This window comes from Citrobacter sp. KTE151, assembly GCF_000398845.1.
GTDB classification, from domain to species: Bacteria; Pseudomonadota; Gammaproteobacteria; order Enterobacterales; family Enterobacteriaceae; genus Citrobacter; species Citrobacter braakii.
The window spans coordinates 713,785-736,558 of the sequence record NZ_KB976064.1 but is presented as its reverse complement, the minus strand read 5'-3'; the positions used below and the strand labels follow the sequence as shown (position 1 = coordinate 736,558).

The window sequence follows — 22,774 nt, the reverse complement described above, 5'->3', positions numbered from 1 at the left end:
CATTGGGGATAGCATGAGACGATTTCTGACGACGCTGATGATTCTACTGGTCGTGCTGGTGGCCGGTTTTTCTGCGTTAGTACTGTTGGTTAATCCGAATGATTTCCGCGCATATATGGTCAAGCAGGTTGCTGCGCGTAGCGGATATCAGCTGCAGTTGGATGGCCCTCTGCGTTGGCACGTATGGCCACAGCTGAGTATCCTCTCGGGGCGCATGGTGTTAACGGCTGAAGGCGCCAGCGAACCCCTGATTCGTGCCGACAATATGCGTCTTGACGTCGCGTTGTGGCCGCTGTTGAGTCACCAGCTCAGCGTGAAGCAGGTGATGCTCAAAGGCGCGGTGATTCAACTGACCCCGCAAACTGAAGCGGTGCGCGGCGAAGATGCGCCCGTTGCCCCAAAAGACAATACCTTGCCCGACCTGGCTGAAGACAGAGGATGGTCGTTTGATATTGCCCGCCTGCGTGTTGCCGATAGCGTTCTGGTATTCCAGCATGAAGACGATGAACAGGTCACGGTTCGCGATATTCGTCTGGACATGGAACAGGATAACCAGCACCGCGGCACGTTTGATTTCTCCGGGCGCGTTAACCGCGATCAGCGTGACCTCGCATTATCCTTCAACGGCAGCGTTGATGCCTCCGACTATCCGCATAACTTATCCGCGAATATTGAGCAGCTAAGCTGGCAACTGCAGGGGGCCGATCTACCGGCGCAGGGGATCAAAGGTCAGGGACAGTTTCAGGCGCAGTGGCTGGAAGAGAAAAAACAGCTCGCGTTTAGCCAGATTCATTTGACCGCTAACGACAGCTCTCTCGCCGGGCAAGCTCATGTGACATTGTTGGATAAACCAGAATGGGCCGTCGACCTGAAGTTTGGTCAGCTCAATCTGGACAATCTGCTCGTACAGCGTGAGGCTGTGACGACGAACGGTGAGATTCAGCAAGGTCAGAGTCAGTCAACGCTGGCGCGCCCCGTTATTGCTTCTCAAGTTGATGCCGTTTCGTATCAGGGACTGAAGGGATTTTCGGCAGACATCGCTTTGCAAGCTGACAAAGTGCTGTGGCGGAAAATGGTGTTTGACAATGTCTCGGCAAAAATTGACAACCAGTTCGGCTTATTGAACGTTACGCAGTTGCAGGGGAAAAGTGACGGTGGGCTGGTGTCGCTTCCTGGTATGCTGGATGCCAGAAAAGGACAACCGCGAGCGGTCTTCCATCCGCGCCTGGAAGGCGTAGAAATTGGTACTATTCTGAAAGCCTTCAACTACCCCATCGCCCTCACTGGTAAGCTGTCACTGGCAGGGGATTTCTCTGGCTCAGATATTGATGCCCAGGCGTTTCGTCATAGCTGGCAAGGGCAGGCCCATGTCGAAATGAGCGATACGCGAATGGAAGGAATGAACTTCCAGCAGATGATACAACAGGCCGTCGAGCGTAACGGTGGGGATGTTAAAGCTCAGCAAAACCTGGATAACGTGACCCGGTTGGATCATTTTGTAACCGATATGACGCTGGATAACGGCGAGGTTACGCTGGATAACATGGCGGGTGAGTCGGCGATGCTGGCGCTGACCGGCAAGGGAACGCTGGATCTGGTGAAGCTGAATTGCGACACGCTGTTTAACATTCGCGTGCTGGGCGGCTGGGATGGCGAAAGTAAGCTGATTAACTTCCTGAAGGCTACCCCGGTTCCTCTCAGAGTCTACGGTCAGTGGCAGGCGCTAAACTACAGTCTGCAGGTCGACCAGATTTTGCGTAAGCATTTGCAGGATGAAGCGAAACGTCGCCTTAACGACTGGGCCGATCGCAATAAAGACTCCCGCAACGGTAAAGATGTTAAAAAATTGCTGGATAAACTCTGATTCATATTGCCGGATGGCGGTTGATGCCGCCTCCGGCTCGTGATTTACACCTCGTAATCCATCTCTTCTTCATTGTGCAGCGGTATCAGTTGGACTTTTTGCACGCGATGATTTTCCACCTGCAGGGTTTTTAGTCGATAGTCGCCAACCTGAACTTCCTCCCCGGTTTTCGGGATGCGCTGCAAATACTCCATTAACAGTCCGGCAATGGTGTGATATTCACGCTTATCATCTAACGGGATAGGCACGTACTGCACCAGATCTTCCAGCGGCATGTGTCCGTTAGCGGTCCATGAACCATCCGCGTTTTTCTGAATGTCATGGCGGGCGTCAATCTCCTCTACCTCATTTGGCAGGTTACCGGCGATGGTTTCCATCACGTCACTGAGCGTTACAATCCCTTCAACTGACCCAAATTCATCGGCCACAAAAGCGAAGTGCGTCCGGGCGTTACGGAACTGCTCCAGCGCCGGAAGCAGCGGCAGAGTTTCCGGGAACACCAACGGCTGGCGAATCAAGACGCGTAAGTCGAGCGGCTCGCCGCGAAGAGATTGCTGCAGCAGGTCGATGACATGCACCACGCCCAGCAAGTCTTCCTGCTCATCTTCGCCGGTGACCACCAGACGCGTATGCTGGTTTTTTTCCAGCAAAGCGCGGATTTCTGTTTCCGGCGCATTGAGGTCGATGTGTTCAATATCATGGCGCGAGGTCATGATACTGCTGACAGTACGCTGATTAAGGTTCAGCACACGTTCAATCATCCGCCGTTCCTGAGGGGCAAAAATTTGGCCTTCATGATGGTCTGCCAGCATGGCCGCGGTTTCGGCATCCAGTTCGGCGTCTTCTTTTTGCCCGCTCAGCAGTCGCATTACCGCCTCGGCGGTGCGCTGGCGCAGGGTATGGTTGGCTGACAGGAAGCGACGGCGGTTAAAGATAGCTAACTGGTTCAATGCTTCTATCATGACCGAGAAGCCGATGGCGGCGTACAGGTAACCTTTCGGAATATGGAAACCAAACCCATCGGCGACCAGACTGAAACCAATCATCAGCAAGAAGCTCAGGCACAGAATGACGATAGTGGGATGGCTGTTGACAAAGCGCGTCAGCGACTTGCTGGCAAGCACCATCAGGCTGATGGCAATAATCACCGCAGCCATCATTACCGCCAGGTGATCGACCATACCCACGGCGGTAATGACGGAATCCAGGGAGAAGATAGCGTCCAGCACGACTATTTGCGCGACGACGCCCCAGAACTTAGCGCCTTTACGCTGGGTCGGGTTCTCGCTGTCTTTGCCTTCCAGCCGTTCGTTTAGCTCCATGGTGGCTTTAAACAGCAGGAAGAAACCGCCGAACAGCATGATCAGATCGCGCGCGCTGAAGCTCAGGCCGCGAATGCTGAACAGCGGCGTGGTCAGCGTTACCAGCCATGATATTGATGCCAACAGCAGCAGGCGCATGACCATCGCCAGCAGTAGCCCGGTAATACGCGCCTTATCCCGCTGGGCAGGAGGCAGTTTCTCCGCGAGGATGGCAATAAAAACAAGATTATCAATGCCAAGAACAAGTTTGATCCTACCCACGTAATGTGGACACGGCCCTAAGCGAGGTTCTGGTTTTCAAACTGTTCCGGGCTGAGACCGCCACACGCACTGTGACGACGCCACCGATTGTAATCACACTCGATATAATTAAACACCGTCGTCCGCATGATTTCCCGGCTGATAAAGCGTTCCCCGTGGATACATTCCACCTTCAGCGAGTGGAAGAAGCTTTCCGCGCAGGCATTGTCGTAACAACATCCTTTGGCACTCATGCTACCGTGCAGATTATGCCGCTTCAGCAGCGCCTGATAGTCCGCCGAACAGTATTGCCCGCCGCGATCTGTATGGACAATGACATTTCCCGGTCGCTTACGTCGCCAGAGTGCCATCTGTAGCGCATCGCAGGCCAGCTGCGCTGTCATCCGCGACGACATCGACCAACCGATGACAGCCCGCGACCACAGGTCAATCACCACCGCGAGGTACAGCCAGCCCTCGTCGGTGCGAAGATACGTGATGTCTCCTGCCCACTTCTGATTCGGGCCACTCGCGTAAAAATCCTGTTTCAGCAGATTTTCAGACACTGGAAGGCCATGTTCTCTGTAGCTGACCGGGCTGAACTTCCGGGCAGCCTTTGCTCGAAGTCCCTGACGTCGCAGGCTGGCGGCAATGGTTTTGACGTTGTACTCAGGCAGTTCGTCAGCGAGACGAGGTGCACCATAACGCTGTTTTGCCTCAGTGAATGCCTTACGGACAGCAGTATCACAGACGAGTCGGAACTGCTGACGTGGTGTTATCTGCTGACGACGCAGACGCCACGCATACCAGCCGCTGCGGGCGACCCGCAGTACCCGGCACATGGCTTTGACGCTGAACTCAGCCCGATGATTTTCGATGAAGACATACTTCATTTCAGGCGCTTCGCGAAGTATGTCGCGGCCTTTTGGAGGATAGCCAGCTCCTCGTCCCGTTCAGCCAGTTGGCGTTTGAGGCGGGCAATTTCAACGGACATTTCCTGCTCACGTTCGGAAGAGCTGCGGGCATTGTTAATCTTACTGCGCCATGCGTAGAGCTGGGATTCGTACAGGCTGAGTTCCCGGGCAGCGGCAGCAACACCGATACGTTCCGCAAGCTTCAGGGCTTCGTTACGGAATTCAGGCGTGTGCTGTTTGCGGGGCTTCTTATTGGTTGATGCTGATTTTGTCATGAGTCACCTCTGGTTGAGAGTTTACTCACTTAGTCGTGTGTCCACTATTCGTGGGTAGGATCAGTTCGATCACGATTAGCGTGACGAGTCCGGCCCAGATTGACGGATCGGCAATCCATTCCATAGTAAATGCTATACCCATAGTTGTATGACAATTGTCACAATTCGATCATGGGTAAAACTGGCGAAAAATGCAATGGCGAGGAGGGATTTCTCTGTAGCCTATTACAACCAGGTACGGGATATTAGCCTTAATGTAACTACAGGAAATTATATTATTAATCCAAAGCTCTTTAAGAAATATCGCAGGTGGGATATTTCTATATTAATATTGTCAATATCAATAAAATCCTAAAAATATACAAATTCAACGCTTAATATTAATCTTAAAAGCAAGTTGTCGGTAACTTGTTACCTTGCCTGATATTCGCTTAGCTGCAACAATTCCTCCGGTAATAATCAAAAGATAAATATTTCCTTATCAACCAGCGGCGCTATTCCTGATGCGTTCCCGCTATGAATATGATGAAAATAAAGGGGAAGATAAAATTTATATTAATCAGTGCATTGGTAGCTAATAAGCCAGGGGCGGTAGCGTGTCTGGTCGCCTGAGACGAGCCTAAATTATTCTGTCAAGAGACCGCAGATGAATTCATTTTTTTTAGGACAGATGCCAGTTAAATTCCTTTTCAATTAACGGCAAGGTAAATGCGTACAGGCGAAGTCGCTATTTAGATCGCACGTGATAATTACTCTGCCAAAGTGATAAATAATCAATGATGAAATCCAAACTTAAATTGATGCCTGTATTGGTATCGGTAATCTTGATAAACGGTTGTACCGTGCTTCCGGGCAGCAATATGTCTACGATGGGCAAAGATGTGATTAAACAGCAGGACGCTGATTTTGATATCGATCGTATGGTGAATGTTTATCCACTCACCCCACGACTGGTCGAACAATTACGTCCCCGACCAAATGTTGCGCAGCCTAATATGTCTCTCGACCAGGAGATTGCCGGGTATCAGTACCGGGTCGGCCCGGGCGACGTCCTGAATGTCACCGTCTGGGATCATCCTGAACTCACCACGCCGGCCGGACAGTATCGTAGCTCAAGTGATGCCGGCAACTGGGTGCAGCCTGATGGCACCATGTTTTACCCCTACATCGGCAAAGTTAGCGTGTCAGGGAAAACGTTGGCCGAAATTCGTAGTGATATTACCGGGCGCTTAGCGAAGTACATTGCTGACCCGCAGGTGGACGTTAATATCGCCGCTTTCCGTTCGCAGAAGGCCTATGTCTCCGGGCAGGTGAACAAATCCGGCCAGCAGGCCATCACCAACGTGCCGCTTACCATTCTCGATGCCATTAACGCCGCAGGCGGTCTCACCGAGGCGGCAGACTGGCGCAACGTTGTACTGACTCATAAAGGGCAGGAGCAACGTATTTCACTGCAAGCGCTAATGCAAAATGGCGACCTGAGCCAGAACCGTCTGCTCTATCCTGGCGACATCCTGTTTGTTCCGCGTAATGACGATTTGAAAGTCTTCGTAATGGGGGAAGTGAAAAAACAGAGCACCCTCAAAATGGACTTCAGCGGCATGACGCTCACCGAAGCGCTCGGCAACGCGGAAGGTATCGACCTGACCACCTCCAACGCCAGCGGCATTTTCGTTATTCGTCCATTGAAAGGCGAGGGCGGGAACAACGGCAAGATTGCCAATATCTATCAGCTTGATATGTCCGATGCGACATCGCTGGTGATGGCGACGTCATTCCGACTCCAGCCATACGATGTGGTGTACGTCACTACCGCGCCGGTTGCTCGATGGAACCGTTTGATCAATCAGTTGCTGCCGACTATTAGCGGTGTTCGCTATATGACGGACACGGCCAGCGACCTTCACAACTGGTAATCGTCATGTTTAACAAAATCTTAGTTGTCTGTGTGGGGAACATTTGCCGCTCTCCGACGGCAGAGCGCTTGTTAAGGCAATTTCACCCGGCGCTGACGGTCTCTTCTGCCGGCCTCGGGGCGTTGGTAGGCAAAGGCGCGGACCCATGCGCCATCAGCGTGGCGCAGGCGCACAACCTGTCACTGGAGAATCATTGTGCCCGGCAGATCTCGGGACGAATGTGCCGGGAGTATGACCTGATCCTGACCATGGAAAAACGCCATATCTCTGCCCTGTATGAAATGGTGCCGGAGATGCGCGGCAAAGTGATGTTGTTTGGTCACTGGGACAGCGAGCGCGAAATTCCCGATCCGTATCGTAAAAGCCGTGATGCGTTTGACGCGGTGTACGCATTACTTGAACGGTCTGCACGCCAATGGGCTCAGGCACTGAACGCAGAGCAGGGAAAACAATGACAGAAAAAGTAAAACAGTCTGCTGCGCCGGTAACGGGCAATGATGAAATCGATATTGGTCGTCTGGTGGCAACGGTGGTGGAAGCCCGCTGGTGGGTGCTTGGTATTACTGCGGCATTTGCATTATGCGCAGCGGTTTACACGCTATTTGCCACTCCCATCTACAGTGCGGACGCGCTGGTGCAAATTGAGCAAAATACCGGAAATTCACTGGTGCAGGATATTGGCTCGGCGTTGTCGAACAAACCTCCGGCCTCTGAAGCGGAAATTCAGCTCATCCAGTCACGGCTGGTATTGGGGAAAACGGTAGACGATCTCAACCTGGATATCGCGGTTACCAAAGATACGTTCCCCATTTTTGGCGCGGGTTGGGATCGGTTGATGGGTCGCCAGAACGAAACGGTTAACGTGACGACTTTCACGCTGCCAAAGGCAATGAATGAACAGACCTTAACGCTAAGCGTGCTGAATGACAAACGTTATCAGCTGGTGAGTGACGGGGGTTTTAGCGCCCAGGGGCAGGTTGGGCAGGTGCTGAAACATGACGGCGTGACGATGCTGGTCGAGGCGATCCATGCCAGCCCTGAGAGCCAATTTACCGTCAGCAAATTCTCCACGCTGGGCATGATCAACACCTTGCAAAATAATCTGATGGTGACGGAAACCGGCAAAGACACTGGCGTACTGAGCCTAACCTTTACCGGCGAAGACCGCGAGCAAATCCGCCAGATCCTTGACAGTATTACCCGCAACTACCTGCAACAAAACGTGGAGCGTAAATCTGAAGAGGCCGCCAAAAGTCTGGCGTTTCTGGCAAAGCAACTGCCCGAGGTACGTAACCGGCTGGACGTTGCCGAAAACAAGCTGAATGCCTTTCGTCAGGACAAAGACTCCGTGGATTTGCCGCTGGAAGCCAAAGCGGTGCTGGATTCCATGGTGAATATTGATGCGCAGCTTAATGAGCTGACCTTCAAAGAAGCGGAGATTTCCAAGCTGTTCACCAAAGCGCACCCTGCGTACCGCACCTTGTTGGAAAAACGCCAGGCGCTGGAAGATGAGAAAAGCAAGCTGAACGGGCGCGTAACGGCGATGCCGAAAACGCAGCAGGAAATTGTCCGTCTGACGCGTGACGTGGAGTCCGGCCAGCAGGTCTATATGCAGTTGCTGAATAAGCAGCAGGAGCTGAAGATTACCGAGGCCAGTACGGTCGGAGATGTACGCATCGTCGATCCCGCGATTGCCCAGCCAGGCGTACTGAAGCCGAAAACGACGCTGATTATTCTCGGTAGCATCATTCTTGGTTTGATGCTTTCAGTGGTGGGCGTACTGCTGCGTTCCCTGTTTAATCGCGGCATTGAAAGCCCACAGGCGCTGGAAGAGCATGGTATCAGCGTGTATGCCAGCATTCCGCTATCAGAATGGCAAAAAGCACGCGATAACGTGCAGACCATTAAAGGCGTGAAACGCTACAAGCAAAGCCAGTTGCTGGCAGTGGGGAATCCGACGGATCTTGCGATAGAAGCGGTCCGCAGCCTGCGTACCAGCCTGCACTTTGCCATGATGCAGGCGCGCAACAACGTCTTGATGCTGACCGGCGTCAGCCCGTCAATTGGTAAAACGTTTGTCTGCGCCAACCTGGCGGCGGTCGTTAGTCAGACCAACAAACGCGTGCTGTTGATCGACTGCGACATGCGCAAAGGCTATACCCACGAGCTGCTGGGGACCAATAACGTTAACGGTCTGTCTGAGATCCTCATCGGCAAGGGGGATATCTCATCCAGCGCGAAACCGACATCGATTCCACATTTCGATCTGATCCCTCGCGGACAAATTCCCCCCAACCCCTCCGAGCTGCTGATGAGTGAACGCTTTGGCGAACTGATTGCATGGGCCAGCTCGCACTATGACCTGGTGCTGATCGATACCCCGCCAATACTGGCGGTGACCGACGCGGCTATCGTGGGGCATCACGTTGGAACCACGCTGATGGTGGCGCGTTACGCGGTCAACACGCTGAAAGAGGTGGAAACCAGCCTGAGTCGCTTCGAGCAAAACGGCATTCAGGTGAAAGGGGTGATCCTGAACTCGATCTTCCGCCGCGCCAGCGGGTATCAGGATTACGGTTACTACGAATACGAGTACACCTCGGATACGAAATAGATTACGAACATTGCCGGATAGCGGCCCACAAAAACATATTTATACCCTAAATAATTCGGGTTGCAGGAAAGCCAACGCAGATGCAACTTGAAGTATGACGGGGATATCTGGGAAACGAAAATGACGACAGACAACCCGCTAATTTCAATTTATATGCCCACCTGGAACCGTCAGCAACTGGCCATCCGGGCGATTAAATCGGTACTGCGCCAGGACTATCCTCACTGGGAGATGATCATTGTGGATGATTGCTCTTCCTCGTATGAGCAACTGCAGCAATTTGTTGAAGAGCTCAACGATCCGCGTGTGTCGTATACGCGTAATCCCACTAACTCCGGAGCCTGTGCGGTGCGTAATCAGGCCATCATGCAGGCCAGTGGGCAATATATTACGGGTATTGATGATGATGATGAATGGACGCCGAACCGCCTGAGCGTATTTCTCAATTATCGCCATCATCTGGTGACGCGGGCGTTTCTGTATGCCAATGACTATGTCTGTGAAGGCGAAGTATATTCGCAGCCGACCAGTTTGCCGCTCTATCCGAAGGCCGTTTATTCACGCCGTAAATTTTATAAGCGCAATATTATTGGTAATCAGGTGTTTACCTGGGCCTGGCGGTTTAAAGCATGCCTGTTCGATACCACGCTGAAAGCGGCGCAGGATTATGACATTTTCCTGCGTATGGTGGTGGCGTATGGCAAACCGTGGAAGGTAAAAGAGGCAACGCAGATCCTGCATGTGAATCACGGTGAAATGCGTATTACCTCATCCCCGCATAAATTCTCCGGCTACTTTCAGTTCTACCGTAAGCACAAAGGCAAATTTGACCGGGCCAGCAAGAAATACCAGCTGTTTACCCTCTACCAGATCCGCAATAAACGGATGAACTGGCGCACGTTGCTGACGCTGCTTTCTGTTCGCAATAGTAAGCGCCTGGCCGACGGACTGCGAGGACGCTAAGTATGCTGGAAGATTTACGCGCGAACGGCTGGAGTCTGCGACCCTGCTGCATGGTGGCGGCCTATCGGATTGCCCATTTTTGCTCCGTCTGGCGTAAAAAAAATGTCTTGAACAACCTGTGGGCGGCGCCGGTGCTGGTGATGTATCGCCTTATCACTGAATGCGTGTTTGGCTATGAAATCCAGGCCGCTGCATCTATTGGTCGTCGTTTCACCATCCATCATGGCTATGGGGTGGTGATCAATAAACACGTGGTGGCGGGGGATGATTTCACCCTGCGCCACGGCGTCACCATCGGCAATCTTGGCGGCAACGATCTGTCCTGTCCGGTCATCGGTAACGGCGTTGAGCTGGGAGCCAATGTCACTCTGCTTGGCGGCGTTGCCATTGGCGATAACGTGACGATTGGCGCCGGGAGCGTCGTAGTGGATAGCATCCCGGACAATACGTTAGTCGTGGGCGAGAAGGCACGGGTGAAGGTAATAAAATGAAGATATTACAGTTTAATGTGCGACTCGCAGAAGGCGGGGCGGCAGGCGTGGCGTTAGATTTGCATCTGAGGGCGCTGGAGAAAGGGCTGTCATCGCGTTTTGTCTACGGCTATGGCAAAGGCGGTAAGAAAAGCGTCAGCCATGCGAATTACCCGCAGGTTATCAAACATACGCCGCGTCTGACGTCGGCGGCGAACATTGCGCTGTTTCGTTTCGCGAACCGCGACATGTTTGGCAATCTCGACAAGTTGTACCGTACGGTTACCCGCACTTCCGGCCCGCTGGTACTGCATTTTCATGTGTTGCACAGCTACTGGTTGAATCTGGAAGAGGTGGTCGCCTTTTGCCAAAAAGTAAAGGCGCATAAACCGGATATCACCTTCGTCTGGACGCTGCACGATCACTGGAGTGTGACCGGGCGCTGTGCCTTTACCGATGGCTGCGAAAGCTGGAAAACGGGCTGTCAGAAATGTCCAACACTCAGTAACTATCCGCCGGTAAAAATCGATAAAGCCCATCAACAGTTGCCTGGTAAACGGCAGATGTTTCGCGCCATGCTGGCGCTGGGCTGCCAGTTCATCTCGCCCAGTCAGCATGTGGCCGACGCATTCAACAGTCTGTATGGCGCCGGTCGTTGCCGCATTATTAACAACGGCATCGATGTGGCAACGGAAGCCATTCTTGCCGAACTTCCCGCTAAGCATGAGGAAAGCGGCAGACCGAAAATCGCCGTAGTGGCCCATGACCTGCGCTATGACGGTAAAACCAGTCAGCAACTGGTGCGAGCGATGATTGCGCTCGGAGACAAAATTGAGCTGCATACCTTCGGCAAATTTTCTCCGTTTGTCGGGGATAACGTCATCAATCACGGGTTTGAGAGCGATAAGCGCACGTTGATGAGCGCGCTTAACGAGATGGATGGGCTGGTGTTCAGCTCGCGCGTTGATAACTACCCGCTGATTCTGTGCGAAGCGCTTTCCATCGGCGTACCGGTGATTGCTACGCACAGCGATGCCGCGCAGGAAGTACTGGCGAAATCGGGCGGCAAAACGTTCAGCGAAGCGGATGTTTTGCACCTGGTGCAACTGAAAAGATCAGACATTGCGCAGGCGGTATTTGACACGTCGCTTGCCGCGTTCAGCCAGCGCAGCCGGGTGGCATACAGTGGGCAACAGATGCTGGAGGAGTATGTCTCGTTCTATCAGAATCTGTAGCTACCTGGTGCTACCGCTGCTTTATCTGCTGGTTAACGTCAAACTCGCCCAGCTTGGCGAGAGCTTCCCGATAACTATCGTCACGTTCTTGCCCGTTCTGCTGTTGCTGTTTGTCGAGCGCATCAATATTAAAAAATTAATGATTGCGCTGGGCGTGGGGGGCGGACTGACGGCGTTTAACTATCTGTTCGGACAATCACTGGATGCCAGCAAGTACGTGACGTCCGCAATGCTGTTTGTCTATACCGTGGTGATTATCGGTATGGTGTGGAGTATTCGCTTCAAAACCATTTCGCCGCATAACTACATTAAGATCTTGCGTTTTTTCTGGCTGGTTGTGGGCCTGGTGGTGGGGTTAGCTGCGGTGGAAATGGCGCAGATAATTCTTAGTGGTGGCAGCAGTTTAATGGAAGTTATTTCGAAATATCTTATTTACAGTAATAGCTATGTTCTGAACTTTATTAAGTTTGGCGGGAAGCGTACCACTGCACTCTATTTCGAACCGGCATTCTTCGCTCTGGCGTTAATCTCAATTTGGCTCAGTATCAAACAGTTTGGTATCAAAACGCCTAAGTCCGATGCTATGATTCTGGCAGGGATAATATTATCAGGATCGTTTTCAGGGGTAATGACATTTATTTTGTTTTACCTCCTGGAGTGGGCGTTCCAGTATCTGAATAAAGATGCGATAAAAAAGAAGTTGCCGCTGGCGATAATCTCATTAAGCGTGTTTGTTGTTGGTGTGATATTTGCGTTTCCGTACATCGCGACACGGCTTGGAGATTTAGGAACTGAAGGCTCATCATCGTATTATCGTATCGTGGGACCATTAGTAATGGTCGGTTATTCATTACTTAACGTTGATGGGGTAGTGAGATTCGGCTCACTTTATGAATATGTTGCGTCATTCGGAATTTTTAACGGTGCAGATGTTGGTAAAACGATAGACAATGGCTTGTATCTGCTGATTATTTATTTCTCATGGTTCGCGGTGATATTAGCCCTGTGGTACATGGGGAAAGTCATGAAGATGATGATCAATGCGTTTGGTGATAATCAGAATTATCGGGTGCAGCTTTATCTTTTTACGCCGCTGTCGCTGTTTTTTACAGGTTCAGTATTTAGTCCGGAATACGCATTTTTAATTGTATGTCCGTTTATTTTGCGCAAGGCGCTGAATATAGCGAGGTAGAACGCATGCTGCTCAGTATTATTACCGTCGCCTTTCGTAATCTGGAAGGGATCGTCAAAACTCACGCGTCGTTAGCTCATCTGGCGCAGGCGGGTGATATCAGTTTTGAGTGGATTGTTGTTGATGGCGGCTCCTCTGACGGTACCTCGGCCTTTCTTGAAGGGCTCAGTGGAGAGCACCGGTTACGGTTTGTCAGCGAGCCGGATAAGGGCATTTATGAAGCAATGAACAAAGGTATCGCTATGGCGCGCGGGCGGTTTGCGCTGTTCCTCAACTCCGGGGATATTCTGCATGCAGATGCGGCTCATTTTATCCGCCAGCTAAAAACGCAGAGCGATAAAGCGATGGTCATTGGCGATGCGTTGCTGGATTTCGGTAATGGGAACAAAATTAAGCGGCGGGCCAAGCCGGGTTGGTATATTTATCACAGCCTTCCCGCCAGCCATCAGGCAATCTTCTTTCCTCTCTCTGGACTGAATGTCTGGCGCTATGATTTGCAATATAAGATATCGTCTGATTACGCGCTGGCAGCCAAATTATACAAGTCAGGTTACGCGTTTAAAAAGCTGAGCGGGCTGGTGTCAGAGTTTTCCATGGGTGGGGTGTCAACGACGAATAATCTGGAATTGTGCCGGGATGCAAAAAAGGTACAGCGCCAGATATTACACATGCCAGGTTTTTGGACCGGGTTGTCAGAATATTTACGTCTGCGCACAACTGGTAAAACAAAAACCTTATATGGAAAAGCGTAAGGGTACATTATGCAGGATTTAAGCGGCTTCAACGTGCCGGGAGGTTTTCGCGGCGGCGGTGCCATTAAAGTGCAATTATGGTGGGCAGTGCAAGCCACATTATTTCGCTGGTCCCCACAGGTAATGTATCGCTGGCGTGCGTTTTTATTGCGAATGTTTGGCGCAAAAATAGGAAAAAACGTAGTTATTCGACCTTCAGTAAAAATTACTTATCCGTGGAAATTAACCCTGGGAGATTATTCCTGGGTGGGTGATGACGCGGTTTTATATACGCTGGGTGATATTACGATTGGTGCGCACGCGGTTATTTCGCAAAAAAGTTATTTATGCACCGGGAGTCATGATTATGCCAGTCAACATTTTGATATTAACGCCACACCAATTGTAGTTGGTGATAAATGCTGGCTGGCGACAGATGTCTTTGTCGCGCCTGGCGTGACGATTGGCGATGGCACCGTCGTCGGAGCACGCAGCAGTGTATTTAAATCGCTGCCAGCCAATGTCGTTTGTCGGGGAAATCCCGCAATAGTCACACGCGAACGCGTCGAGAAAGTTACTCCCTGAGGGGATCATTTAAGAGGTAATAACATGTCAAAAGTCGCTCTCATCACTGGCGTAACCGGGCAGGATGGTTCTTACCTGGCAGAGTTCCTGCTGGAAAAAGGGTATGAAGTACACGGTATTAAGCGCCGCGCTTCATCATTCAACACCGAACGAGTGGACCACATCTATCAGGATCCGCATTCGGGCAATCCCAAATTCCATCTGCACTATGGCGATTTGACGGACTCCTCCAACCTGACCCGTATTTTACAGGAAGTGCAACCGGATGAGGTCTATAACCTCGGCGCCATGAGTCATGTCGCGGTGTCGTTTGATTCACCGGAATACACCGCGGATGTCGATGCTATCGGCACCTTGCGTTTGCTGGAAGCTATCCGCTTCCTCGGGCTGGAAAAGAAGACCCGTTTTTATCAGGCTTCCACCTCTGAACTGTACGGCCTGGTACAGGAAATTCCGCAGAAAGAGAGCACGCCGTTCTACCCGCGCTCGCCGTATGCCGTTGCCAAGCTGTACGCCTACTGGATAACCGTCAACTACCGCGAATCTTACGGTATGTATGCCTGTAACGGCATTCTGTTTAACCACGAATCTCCGCGCCGCGGCGAAACCTTTGTCACGCGCAAAATTACGCGTGCGATCGCCAACATCGCGCAGGGGCTGGAGTCTTGCCTGTACCTGGGCAATATGGATTCGCTGCGTGACTGGGGGCATGCCAAAGATTACGTCAGGATGCAGTGGATGATGCTGCAGCAGGACAAGCCGGAAGATTTCGTGATTGCCACCGGCGTGCAGTATTCCGTGCGCCAGTTTGTGGAAATGGCCGCCGCTCAGTTGGGGATTAAATTGCGCTTTGAAGGCGAGGGCGTGAATGAGAAAGGCATTGTGGTTTCCGTAACCGGACACGACGCGCCGGGTGTGAAACCTGGGGATGTCATGATTGCCGTCGATCCGCGCTATTTCCGTCCGGCAGAGGTGGAAACGCTGCTGGGCGATCCGGCCAAAGCACATGAAAAACTGGGCTGGAAGCCGGAAATCACGTTGCGCCAGATGATCTCGGAAATGGTTGCCAACGATCTTGAAGCAGCGAAGAAGCATTCCCTGCTGAAGTCGCACGGTTACGATGTTTTTATTGCACAGGAGAGCTAATAATGATGAAAAAACGTGTTTATATTGCGGGGCATCGTGGAATGGTGGGGTCTGCTATTTATCGACAACTCGCGCAGCGTGACGATATAGAGTTGATCACCCGTAATCGTGAGCAGTTAAATTTATTAGACACAAAATCGGTTAATGATTTCTTTACCAGTGAACATATTGATCAGGTTTATCTTGCTGCAGCAAAGGTGGGTGGGATTATGGCTAATAACAATTATCCATCTGATTTTATTTATGAAAATATGATGATGGAAAGTAATATTTTGCATGCCGCCCACAACTCTAATGTTGGGAAGTTATTGTTTTTGGGGTCGTCATGCATTTATCCTAAATTTTCGCAACAGCCAATTAAAGAGAGTGAATTGCTTCAAGGTTCACTTGAGCCAACCAATGAACCTTATGCCATAGCTAAAATTGCGGGGATAAAACTATGTGAGTCATATAATCGCCAGTATCGTCGGGATTACCGCTCGGTAATGCCTACTAATCTTTATGGACCAAATGATAATTTTCATAGAGAAAACTCCCACGTTATACCCGCTTTATTACGCCGTTTTCATGAAGCCACGCTGAGAGATGAAAAATATGTTGAGGTTTGGGGGAGTGGCAGACCAATGCGAGAGTTCTTGCATGTAGATGATATGGCGGCTGCCAGTATCCATGTCATGGAGCTGGATAATGAAGTATGGCAAGAAAATACCGAACCAATGCTTTCTCATGTCAATGTAGGAACGGGTGAGGATTGTACTATTCGCGAACTCTCTCATGCAATTGCTAAGGTAGTGGGTTTTCGTGGTGATATTATTTTCGATTCCTCTAAACCAGATGGTACTCCACGTAAACTGCTTGATATTAGTCGTCTGAGAAGACTAGGGTGGCATCATGAAATTGGATTGGAACAAGGGTTAGTTAATACTTATCACTGGTTTCTTGAAAATCAGCAGTGTTATCGGGGGGAATAATGTTCCTTAGTAAAGGAGAATTCGCTAATGTGGTGCGTTCAACACCACTTATCTCACTCGACTTTATCATTGAGAATGAGTTTGGAGAGTTTTTAGTCGGAAAAAGGACTCATCGACCAGCTAAGGGGTATTGGTTTGTTCCTGGTGGTAGAGTATTAAAAGATGAAACCCTGGAACTAGCTTTTATGCGTTTAACAGAAGAGGAATTAGGACGGAAATTTTCAATTACCGATGGGCGATTTTTTGGGGTCTGGCAACATTTCTATGATGATAATTTCTCTGGTTCATCTTTTTCTACCCATTATATAGTATTGGGTTATCGACTGAGTATTAATGCCAGTACATTAGTTTTACCTTCAAAGCAGCATGATACGTGGCGATGGGAAAAACCAGATGAATTGAATGCAGATAGCAATGTACATACAAATTCTCAAGCATATTTCAATCCGTTCAGAGAAGAACAGGTGCAGGGTATATGAAAATTCTGGTGTATGGTATCAATTACTCGCCTGAATTGACCGGGATTGGGAAGTATACTGGTGAGATGGTGGAGTGGATGGTTCGTCAGGGACATGATGTCCGCGTTGTTACTGCTCCACCATATTACCCGAACTGGAAAGTGAATAAGCCTTATTCTTCTTGGCGCTATTGTCGGGAAATTGGGGAGATTACTGTCTGGCGTTGTCCATTGTATGTCCCTAAGCAACCGTCAACACTCAAACGTTTATTGCACTTATGCAGTTTCGCCTTGAGCAGCTTTTTTCCGTTGTTGGCGCAGTATCGATGGAAGCCTGAGTACATAATTGGTGTGGTACCCACATTGTTTTGTACCCCAGCGATGCGCCTACTAGCAAAACTGTCTGGTTCCCGAACAATCTTGCATATCCAGGACTTTGAAGTCGATGCTATGTTAGGGCTGGGACTCGCTTCTGAACCGCATTTAGGAATGCTGGCCCGGTTGGCAAAGGTGTTTGAGCGCGACGCTTTGTTAAATGTCGATAGTGTTTCAACCATCTCTCAATCCATGATGAAAAGAGCACAGGATAAAGGCGTTTCCTCAAAAAAACTGATCTTTTTTCCCAATTGGTCTGAAGTGGAAAGATTTAGCCAAGTGGATAGTACTGTTGTAGAGAAAATACGGCAGAAGCTCGGTTTACCCAGAGAGAAAAAAATTATCCTGTATTCAGGTAATATTGGCGAAAAACAGGGAGTGGAAAATATCGTTGAGGCTGCCGCATCGACCCAACATAAACCATGGTTATACGTTATTGTTGGTCAAGGGGGCGAGAAATTCAAGATGGAACAAATGGTTCTGCAACGTTCCTTGATGAATGTTAAATTCTATCCATTGCAATCTTATGAATTATTGCCAGCCTTATTAAGATTAGCTGATTGCCATTTAGTTATTCAAAGGCGTGGTGCTGCAGATGCAGTCCTTCCTTCGAAATTGACAAATATTTTAGCAGCGGGGGGGAATGCCGTTATTACCGCTGAGATACATACTGAACTTGGTCAATTTTGCATGAATTATCCCGGTATTGCGGTCCGGATTGAACCAGAGTCTGTTGGACTACTTGTCGATGGCATTGCTGTGGCATTAGCTATGCCTAAAAAAAATACAATAGCTCAAGCATATGCACAATCTGCGCTTGAGAAAAATAACGTCTTAAATCAGTTTATTAATAATCTTAAGGGGGTGACATATGAGTCAGAATAACATTCATCCGGTAATTATCGCAGGTGGTTCAGGAAGCCGTTTGTGGCCATTATCCAGAACATTATATCCAAAACAGTTTTTACGCCTGGATGGGGAAAGTTCGATGCTGCAATCGACTATTTGTCGATTGAATGGACTCAACTGTTTTCCACCATTAGTTATATGCAATGAAAAGCACAGATTTATTGTTGCGGAGCAGTTGCAAGATATAGGGCAGTTAACCGGTAATATCATTCTGGAACCTCTGGCACGTAATACGGCACCGGCAATTGCGCTAGCGGCAATTGCCGCGTGTAATAATAACCCAGATCAAAATCCATTGTTATTGATTTTGGCTGCAGACCATATTATTGAAGAAAATAAACATTTCCACGATGCAGTAATATCAGCGATTCCATTAGCCGAAAAAGGTAAGCTTGTTACATTTGGGATTGTTCCAGATGCTCCAGAAACAGGATATGGCTATATTCGTCGCGGGGGAGTCAGCAGTACACAGACTAAAGTTGATTCGGTTGCTTTCAACGTTGATGCCTTTGTTGAAAAACCTGATCTTGAAACTGCTGAAAGATATATCTCCGCCGGTGAGTATTACTGGAATAGCGGTATGTTTTTATTCCAGGCCCGGCGCTATCTTGAAGAGCTTGAAAAATATCGCCCGGATATTCTGCAGGCTTGCTTGTTGGCTATGGATAACGCTGAGTTAGACAATGATTTTATCCGTGTCGGCCGGGAAGATTTCCATGCTTGTCCGGAGGAGTCGATCGACTATGCCGTTATGGAGAAAACTACCGATGCTGTGGTTCTGCCTATGAACGTTGGCTGGAGCGATGTGGGTTCATGGTCATCACTTTGGGAAATTAGCAATCGTAATGAAGAAGGCAATGTTTATCATGGTGATGTCATTGACCATAATACAGAGAACAGCTATGTCTATGCAGAGTCAGGCTTGGTAGCAACCGTTGGTGTAAAAGATTTGATTGTCGTCCAAACTAAAGATGCAGTATTAATCGCAAATAAAACAGATGTACAAGATGTCAAAAAAATCGTTACACAAATTCAGGCAGATGGTCGCTCGGAACATCATATTCATCGGGAGGTTTTTAGACCTTGGGGGAAATATGACTCTATCGATGAAGGCGATCGTTATCAGGTTAAAAGAATAACCGTGAAACCCGGCCAGGGCTTTGCATTACGTATGCACCATCATCGTGCAGAACACTGGATTATTGTTGCGGGAACCGCAAAAGTTACGATCCGTGATGAAGTACAGTTATTAAGTGAAAATCAATCAATATATATTCCTCAGGGAACCTTTCATTGCCTTGAAAACCCAGGAAAAGTACCACTTGAGATGATCGAGGTTCGTTCTGGTGTCTATCTTGAGGAGGATGATATTGTGAGGTTTTCTACACATCATGAGCATATATAGAAATGAATTATTCATTTCTTTTTACTGACTTCATGTGAACTTATTATGAAATAAAAAAACAGTGTTTAGCCTTTGTCGCTAATTTATTTAGATAATCAGTTCGGGGCTAACTGCTACCTGAAGAAGGAGAGCACATGAGCCAAATAACCCGTGTTACCACTTGTGATACTCGTTACAGGGCGGTTGGTGGTGCATACCTGAACGCGCGAACGCGCACTCTTCTGGCGTTACTAAATCAGTAACGCCGGTGCTTCCTTTGCCCGCTTATGGGCAAAGGGTGACTAACAGGAACCACGATGACACATCTAAAAAAGCGCGAACGCGCCAAAACCAATGCGTCGTTAATTTCGATGGTGCAACGCTTTTCAGATATCACCATCATGTTTGGCGGGTTGTGGGTGATCTGCGAATTAAGCAGTTTGCCTTTCCTGTATATGCACCTGCTGGTGGCGCTGATCACGCTGGTCGTTTTTCAGATGCTCGGTGGCATAACGGATTTTTATCGCTCCTGGCGCGGCGTCAAAATTTCCACTGAGCTGGTGCTGTTACTACAAAACTGGACGCTGAGTCTGATTTTTAGCGCAGGTCTGATCGCCTTTAATAACGATTTCGATAACCGTCTCGCCGTCTGGCTGGCATGGTATCTGCTTTCAAGCGTCGGCCTGGTGTTGAGTCGTTCGTTTATTCGCTACGGTGCGGGGTGGCTGCGTAATCGTGGTTATAACACCCGCCGGGTGGCGGTGGCTGGCGACCTGCCCGCCGGACAAATGCTGCTGGACAGTTTTCGCCATGAACCGTGGCTGGGATTTGAAGTGGCGGGGGTCTATCACGACCCAATCCCTGGAAAAAACTCCCGCGACTGGGCCGGTAATCTGCAACAACTGGTGGACGACGCCAAAGCTTCACGCATTCATAACGTTTATATCGCCATGTCGATGAGCGATGGCGCCAGCGTAAAAAAACTGGTGCGTGAGTTGGCCGACACCACCTGCTCGGTGATCCTCATTCCTGATGTCTTTACCTTCAATATTCTGCATTCACGGATTGAAGAGATGAACGGCGTTCCGGTAGTGCCGCTGTATGACACGCCGCTTTCGGGGATTAATCGCCTGTTAAAGCGCGCGGAAGATATCGTGCTGGCTTCACTGATCCTGCTGCTTATTTCCCCGGTGCTGTGTGGTATTGCGCTGCTGGTAAAACTGACCTCCAAAGGTCCGGTGATTTTCCGCCAGACCCGCTATGGCATGGACGGGAAGCCGATCAAAGTCTGGAAATTTCGCTCGATGAAAGTGATGGAGAACGACGCGGTGGTGACGCAGGCGACGCAAAACGATCCGCGCGTTACCCCTGTGGGAAATTTCCTGCGCCGGACGTCGCTCGATGAACTGCCGCAGTTTATTAACGTCCTGACCGGAGGGATGTCTATCGTCGGCCCACGTCCGCATGCGGTGGCGCATAACGAACAGTACCGCCAACTGATCGAGGGGTACATGTTACGCCATAAGGTGAAACCGGGCATTACCGGCTGGGCGCAAATCAACGGCTGGCGCGGTGAAACCGATACGCTGGAAAAAATGGAAAAACGTGTGGAGTTTGACCTCGAATACATTCGCGAGTGGAGCGTGTGGTTCGATATCAAAATTGTTTTTCTGACGGTATTCAAAGGCTTTGTGAACAAAGCGGCGTATTAACATGAGCTTACGAGAAAAAACGCTTAATGGCGCAAAGTGGTCGGCGATTGCTACGGTGATTATTATTGGTCTGGGACTTATCCAGATGACCGTCCTGGCGCGGATTATTGATAACCACCAGTTTGGGTTGTTAACCGTGTCGCTGGTGATCATTGCGCTGGCCGATACGCTGTCGGATTTCGGTATCGCCAATTCAATTATTCAGCGCAAAGACATCGGTTATCTTGAGCTGACTACGCTGTACTGGCTCAACGTTGGGCTGGGTATGGTGGTATGTGTGGTGATGTTTCTGCTTAGCGGGACGATTGCCAGCGTGCTCAATAATCCCGAACTGGCGCCACTCATCAAAACCTTATCGCTGGCGTTTGTGGTGATACCGCACGGGCAGCAGTTTCGCGCGCTGATGCAAAAAGAGCTGGCCTTCAACAAAATTGGCATGATTGAAACCAGTTCGGTGTTGGCCGGTTTTACCTTTACCGTGGTCAGCGCCCATTTCTGGCCGCTCGCGCTGACGGCCATTCTCGGGTATCTGGTGAACAGTACGTTACGAACGCTGCTGTTCGGCTATTTTGGTCGCCGGATTTACCGTCCGGGACTGCATTTTTCGCTGGCATCCGTTTCGTCGAACCTGCGTTTTGGTGCGTGGCTGACGGCAGACAGCATTATCAATTACCTCAATACCAACCTTTCCACGCTGGTTTTAGCCAGAACGTTGGGCGCTGGCGTGGCGGGCGGATTCAATCTCGCCTGGAACGTGGCGGTTGTTCCCCCGATCAAACTGAACCCGATTATTACCCGTGTCCTGTTTCCGGCGTTTGCCAAAATTAAGGACGATAGTGAAAAGCTACGGGTGAATTTTTACAAGCTGCTGTCGGTGGTCGGGATCATCAACTTCCCGGTACTACTGGGATTGATGGTGGTGTCGAACAATGTGGTGCCGCTGGTATTTGGCGAGAAGTGGAACGGTATTATTCCCGTCTTGCAACTGCTGTGCATTGTTGGACTGCTGCGCTCTGTGGGGAATCCGATCGGTTCACTGCTGATGGCGAAAGCACGGGTCGATATCAGCTTCAAATTCAATGTGTTCAAAACCTTTCTGTTTATTCCCGCCATTTTCATCGGTGGTCATCAGGCTGGGGCGATTGGCGTGACGCTGGGCTTTTTGCTGGTCCAGGTGATTAACACGATCCTCAGTTACTTCGTGATGATCAAACCTGTTCTTGGCTCCAGCTACCGCCAGTACATGCTCAGTCTGTGGCTGCCGTTATATCTCTCTTTACCTACCCTTGTGGTGAGCTATGCGCTGGACGTAATGCTGCGCAGCCAACTGTCGCCAGGTGCGTTGCTGGGGATCCAGGTAGCGGCAGGAGCGCTGGCGTTTGCGGCGATGATTGTGGTGTCGCGCCATCCGTTAGTGGTGGAAATAAAACGCCAGCTCTGCCGCAGTGAAAAAATGAAAACCTTGCTTCGTGCAGGATAAGAACAACGCTTTAAGAGGT

General features: G+C 50.0%; 19 protein-coding genes and 1 pseudogene. 17 read left to right on the top strand and 3 right to left on the bottom strand.

What is annotated here, in order from left to right; genetic code table 11:
• Positions 1–13: 13 nt before the first annotated feature.
• Positions 14–1,864, top strand: coding sequence for an outer membrane assembly protein AsmA (gene asmA, locus WC7_RS11150; protein ID WP_016153597.1), 1,851 nt, complete (start codon positions 14–16; stop codon positions 1,862–1,864).
• A gap of 44 nt (positions 1,865–1,908) precedes the next feature.
• Here asmA and WC7_RS11155 read toward each other — a convergent pair whose 3' ends face one another.
• From WC7_RS11155 to WC7_RS27340, 3 genes and pseudogenes are all read right to left on the bottom strand, one after another.
• A complete protein-coding gene (locus WC7_RS11155; protein WP_016153596.1) occupies positions 1,909–3,447 on the bottom strand; it encodes a TerC family protein in 1,539 nt (512 codons plus the stop codon).
• Between the two features lie 17 nt (positions 3,448–3,464).
• A protein-coding gene (locus WC7_RS11160; protein ID WP_112150150.1) for an IS3 family transposase occupies positions 3,465–4,615 on the bottom strand; the annotation gives its coding sequence in 2 pieces (ribosomal slippage) (positions 3,465–4,357 and positions 4,357–4,615; 1,152 coding nt in all).
• A gap of 55 nt (positions 4,616–4,670) precedes the next feature.
• Positions 4,671–4,739, bottom strand: a pseudogene (locus tag WC7_RS27340) (hypothetical protein); the annotation flags it as partial.
• A gap of 652 nt (positions 4,740–5,391) precedes the next feature.
• Between WC7_RS27340 and WC7_RS11170 the strand changes: the two are divergent.
• The 16 genes from WC7_RS11170 (at position 5,392) to wzxC (ending at position 22,755) form a co-directional block, all read left to right on the top strand.
• Positions 5,392–6,531: a polysaccharide export protein gene (locus WC7_RS11170; RefSeq protein WP_016153595.1), complete on the top strand. Its 1,140-nt coding sequence runs from the start codon at positions 5,392–5,394 to the stop codon at positions 6,529–6,531.
• 5 nt (positions 6,532–6,536) lie between these two features.
• Entirely contained in the window at positions 6,537–6,986 is a 450-nt protein-coding gene (gene wzb / locus WC7_RS11175) for a low molecular weight protein-tyrosine-phosphatase Wzb (RefSeq protein ID WP_016153594.1), read from the top strand.
• A complete protein-coding gene (gene wzc, locus WC7_RS11180; RefSeq protein ID WP_016153593.1) occupies positions 6,983–9,145 on the top strand; it encodes a tyrosine-protein kinase Wzc in 2,163 nt (720 codons plus the stop codon). Before wzb ends, wzc begins: the two co-directional genes overlap by 4 nt.
• A gap of 120 nt (positions 9,146–9,265) precedes the next feature.
• Positions 9,266–10,108 carry a colanic acid biosynthesis glycosyltransferase WcaA gene (wcaA, locus tag WC7_RS11185; RefSeq protein WP_016153592.1) on the top strand — a complete coding sequence of 281 codons (843 nt, stop codon included), beginning with the start codon at positions 9,266–9,268 and terminating at the stop codon, positions 10,106–10,108.
• 2 nt (positions 10,109–10,110) lie between these two features.
• The gene (gene wcaB / locus WC7_RS11190) at positions 10,111–10,599 is read left to right on the top strand and encodes a colanic acid biosynthesis acetyltransferase WcaB (RefSeq protein ID WP_016153591.1); all 489 of its coding nucleotides are present in this window, start codon (positions 10,111–10,113) and stop codon (positions 10,597–10,599) included.
• Complete coding sequence (gene wcaC / locus WC7_RS11195) at positions 10,596–11,813, top strand: colanic acid biosynthesis glycosyltransferase WcaC (RefSeq protein WP_016153590.1); 1,218 nt, start codon at positions 10,596–10,598, stop codon at positions 11,811–11,813. The genes wcaB and wcaC overlap by 4 nt, the downstream gene beginning before the upstream one ends.
• The gene (gene wcaD / locus WC7_RS11200) at positions 11,788–13,005 is read left to right on the top strand and encodes a colanic acid polymerase WcaD (protein WP_016153589.1); all 1,218 of its coding nucleotides are present in this window, start codon (positions 11,788–11,790) and stop codon (positions 13,003–13,005) included. Before wcaC ends, wcaD begins: the two co-directional genes overlap by 26 nt.
• 5 nt (positions 13,006–13,010) lie before the next feature.
• Entirely contained in the window at positions 13,011–13,757 is a 747-nt protein-coding gene (gene wcaE / locus WC7_RS11205) for a colanic acid biosynthesis glycosyltransferase WcaE (RefSeq protein ID WP_016153588.1), read from the top strand.
• A gap of 9 nt (positions 13,758–13,766) precedes the next feature.
• Positions 13,767–14,321: a colanic acid biosynthesis acetyltransferase WcaF gene (gene wcaF, locus WC7_RS11210; RefSeq protein ID WP_016153587.1), complete on the top strand. Its 555-nt coding sequence runs from the start codon at positions 13,767–13,769 to the stop codon at positions 14,319–14,321.
• 24 nt (positions 14,322–14,345) lie between these two features.
• Positions 14,346–15,467, top strand: coding sequence for a GDP-mannose 4,6-dehydratase (gmd, locus tag WC7_RS11215; protein ID WP_016153586.1), 1,122 nt, complete (start codon positions 14,346–14,348; stop codon positions 15,465–15,467).
• 2 nt (positions 15,468–15,469) lie between these two features.
• Positions 15,470–16,438, top strand: coding sequence for a GDP-L-fucose synthase (locus WC7_RS11220; RefSeq protein WP_016153585.1), 969 nt, complete (start codon positions 15,470–15,472; stop codon positions 16,436–16,438).
• Complete coding sequence (locus WC7_RS11225; RefSeq protein WP_016153584.1) at positions 16,438–16,917, top strand: GDP-mannose mannosyl hydrolase; 480 nt, start codon at positions 16,438–16,440, stop codon at positions 16,915–16,917. Before WC7_RS11220 ends, WC7_RS11225 begins: the two co-directional genes overlap by 1 nt.
• Positions 16,914–18,155, top strand: a complete 1,242-nt coding sequence (locus WC7_RS11230; RefSeq protein WP_016153583.1) for a WcaI family glycosyltransferase — start codon at positions 16,914–16,916, stop codon at positions 18,153–18,155. The genes WC7_RS11225 and WC7_RS11230 overlap by 4 nt, the downstream gene beginning before the upstream one ends.
• Positions 18,142–19,584: a mannose-1-phosphate guanyltransferase gene (cpsB, locus tag WC7_RS11235; protein WP_016153582.1), complete on the top strand. Its 1,443-nt coding sequence runs from the start codon at positions 18,142–18,144 to the stop codon at positions 19,582–19,584. The genes WC7_RS11230 and cpsB overlap by 14 nt, the downstream gene beginning before the upstream one ends.
• Before the next feature lie 296 nt (positions 19,585–19,880).
• Complete coding sequence (gene wcaJ, locus WC7_RS11240) at positions 19,881–21,275, top strand: undecaprenyl-phosphate glucose phosphotransferase (RefSeq protein WP_016153581.1); 1,395 nt, start codon at positions 19,881–19,883, stop codon at positions 21,273–21,275.
• 1 nt (position 21,276) lies between these two features.
• On the top strand, positions 21,277–22,755 hold the full coding sequence (wzxC, locus tag WC7_RS11245) for a colanic acid undecaprenyl disphosphate flippase WzxC (RefSeq protein ID WP_016153580.1): 1,479 nt from the start codon (positions 21,277–21,279) through the stop codon (positions 22,753–22,755).
• The last annotated feature ends 19 nt before the right edge of the window (positions 22,756–22,774 follow it).

Bases quoted from the DNA above. Each gene is read 5' to 3' on its own strand.
- asmA (WP_016153597.1), top strand. From the start codon at position 14: ATGAGACGATTTCTGACGACGCTGATGATTCTACTGGTCGTGCTGGTG.
- WC7_RS11170 (WP_016153595.1), top strand. From the start codon at position 5,392: ATGATGAAATCCAAACTTAAATTGATGCCTGTATTGGTATCGGTAATC.
- wzb (WP_016153594.1), top strand. From the start codon at position 6,537: ATGTTTAACAAAATCTTAGTTGTCTGTGTGGGGAACATTTGCCGCTCT.
- wzc (WP_016153593.1), top strand. From the start codon at position 6,983: ATGACAGAAAAAGTAAAACAGTCTGCTGCGCCGGTAACGGGCAATGAT.
- wcaA (WP_016153592.1), top strand. From the start codon at position 9,266: ATGACGACAGACAACCCGCTAATTTCAATTTATATGCCCACCTGGAAC.
- wcaB (WP_016153591.1), top strand. From the start codon at position 10,111: ATGCTGGAAGATTTACGCGCGAACGGCTGGAGTCTGCGACCCTGCTGC.
- wcaC (WP_016153590.1), top strand. From the start codon at position 10,596: ATGAAGATATTACAGTTTAATGTGCGACTCGCAGAAGGCGGGGCGGCA.
- wcaD (WP_016153589.1), top strand. From the start codon at position 11,788: ATGTCTCGTTCTATCAGAATCTGTAGCTACCTGGTGCTACCGCTGCTT.
- wcaE (WP_016153588.1), top strand. From the start codon at position 13,011: ATGCTGCTCAGTATTATTACCGTCGCCTTTCGTAATCTGGAAGGGATC.
- wcaF (WP_016153587.1), top strand. From the start codon at position 13,767: ATGCAGGATTTAAGCGGCTTCAACGTGCCGGGAGGTTTTCGCGGCGGC.
- gmd (WP_016153586.1), top strand. From the start codon at position 14,346: ATGTCAAAAGTCGCTCTCATCACTGGCGTAACCGGGCAGGATGGTTCT.
- WC7_RS11220 (WP_016153585.1), top strand. From the start codon at position 15,470: ATGATGAAAAAACGTGTTTATATTGCGGGGCATCGTGGAATGGTGGGG.
- WC7_RS11225 (WP_016153584.1), top strand. From the start codon at position 16,438: ATGTTCCTTAGTAAAGGAGAATTCGCTAATGTGGTGCGTTCAACACCA.
- WC7_RS11230 (WP_016153583.1), top strand. From the start codon at position 16,914: ATGAAAATTCTGGTGTATGGTATCAATTACTCGCCTGAATTGACCGGG.
- cpsB (WP_016153582.1), top strand. From the start codon at position 18,142: ATGAGTCAGAATAACATTCATCCGGTAATTATCGCAGGTGGTTCAGGA.
- wcaJ (WP_016153581.1), top strand. From the start codon at position 19,881: ATGACACATCTAAAAAAGCGCGAACGCGCCAAAACCAATGCGTCGTTA.
- wzxC (WP_016153580.1), top strand. From the start codon at position 21,277: ATGAGCTTACGAGAAAAAACGCTTAATGGCGCAAAGTGGTCGGCGATT.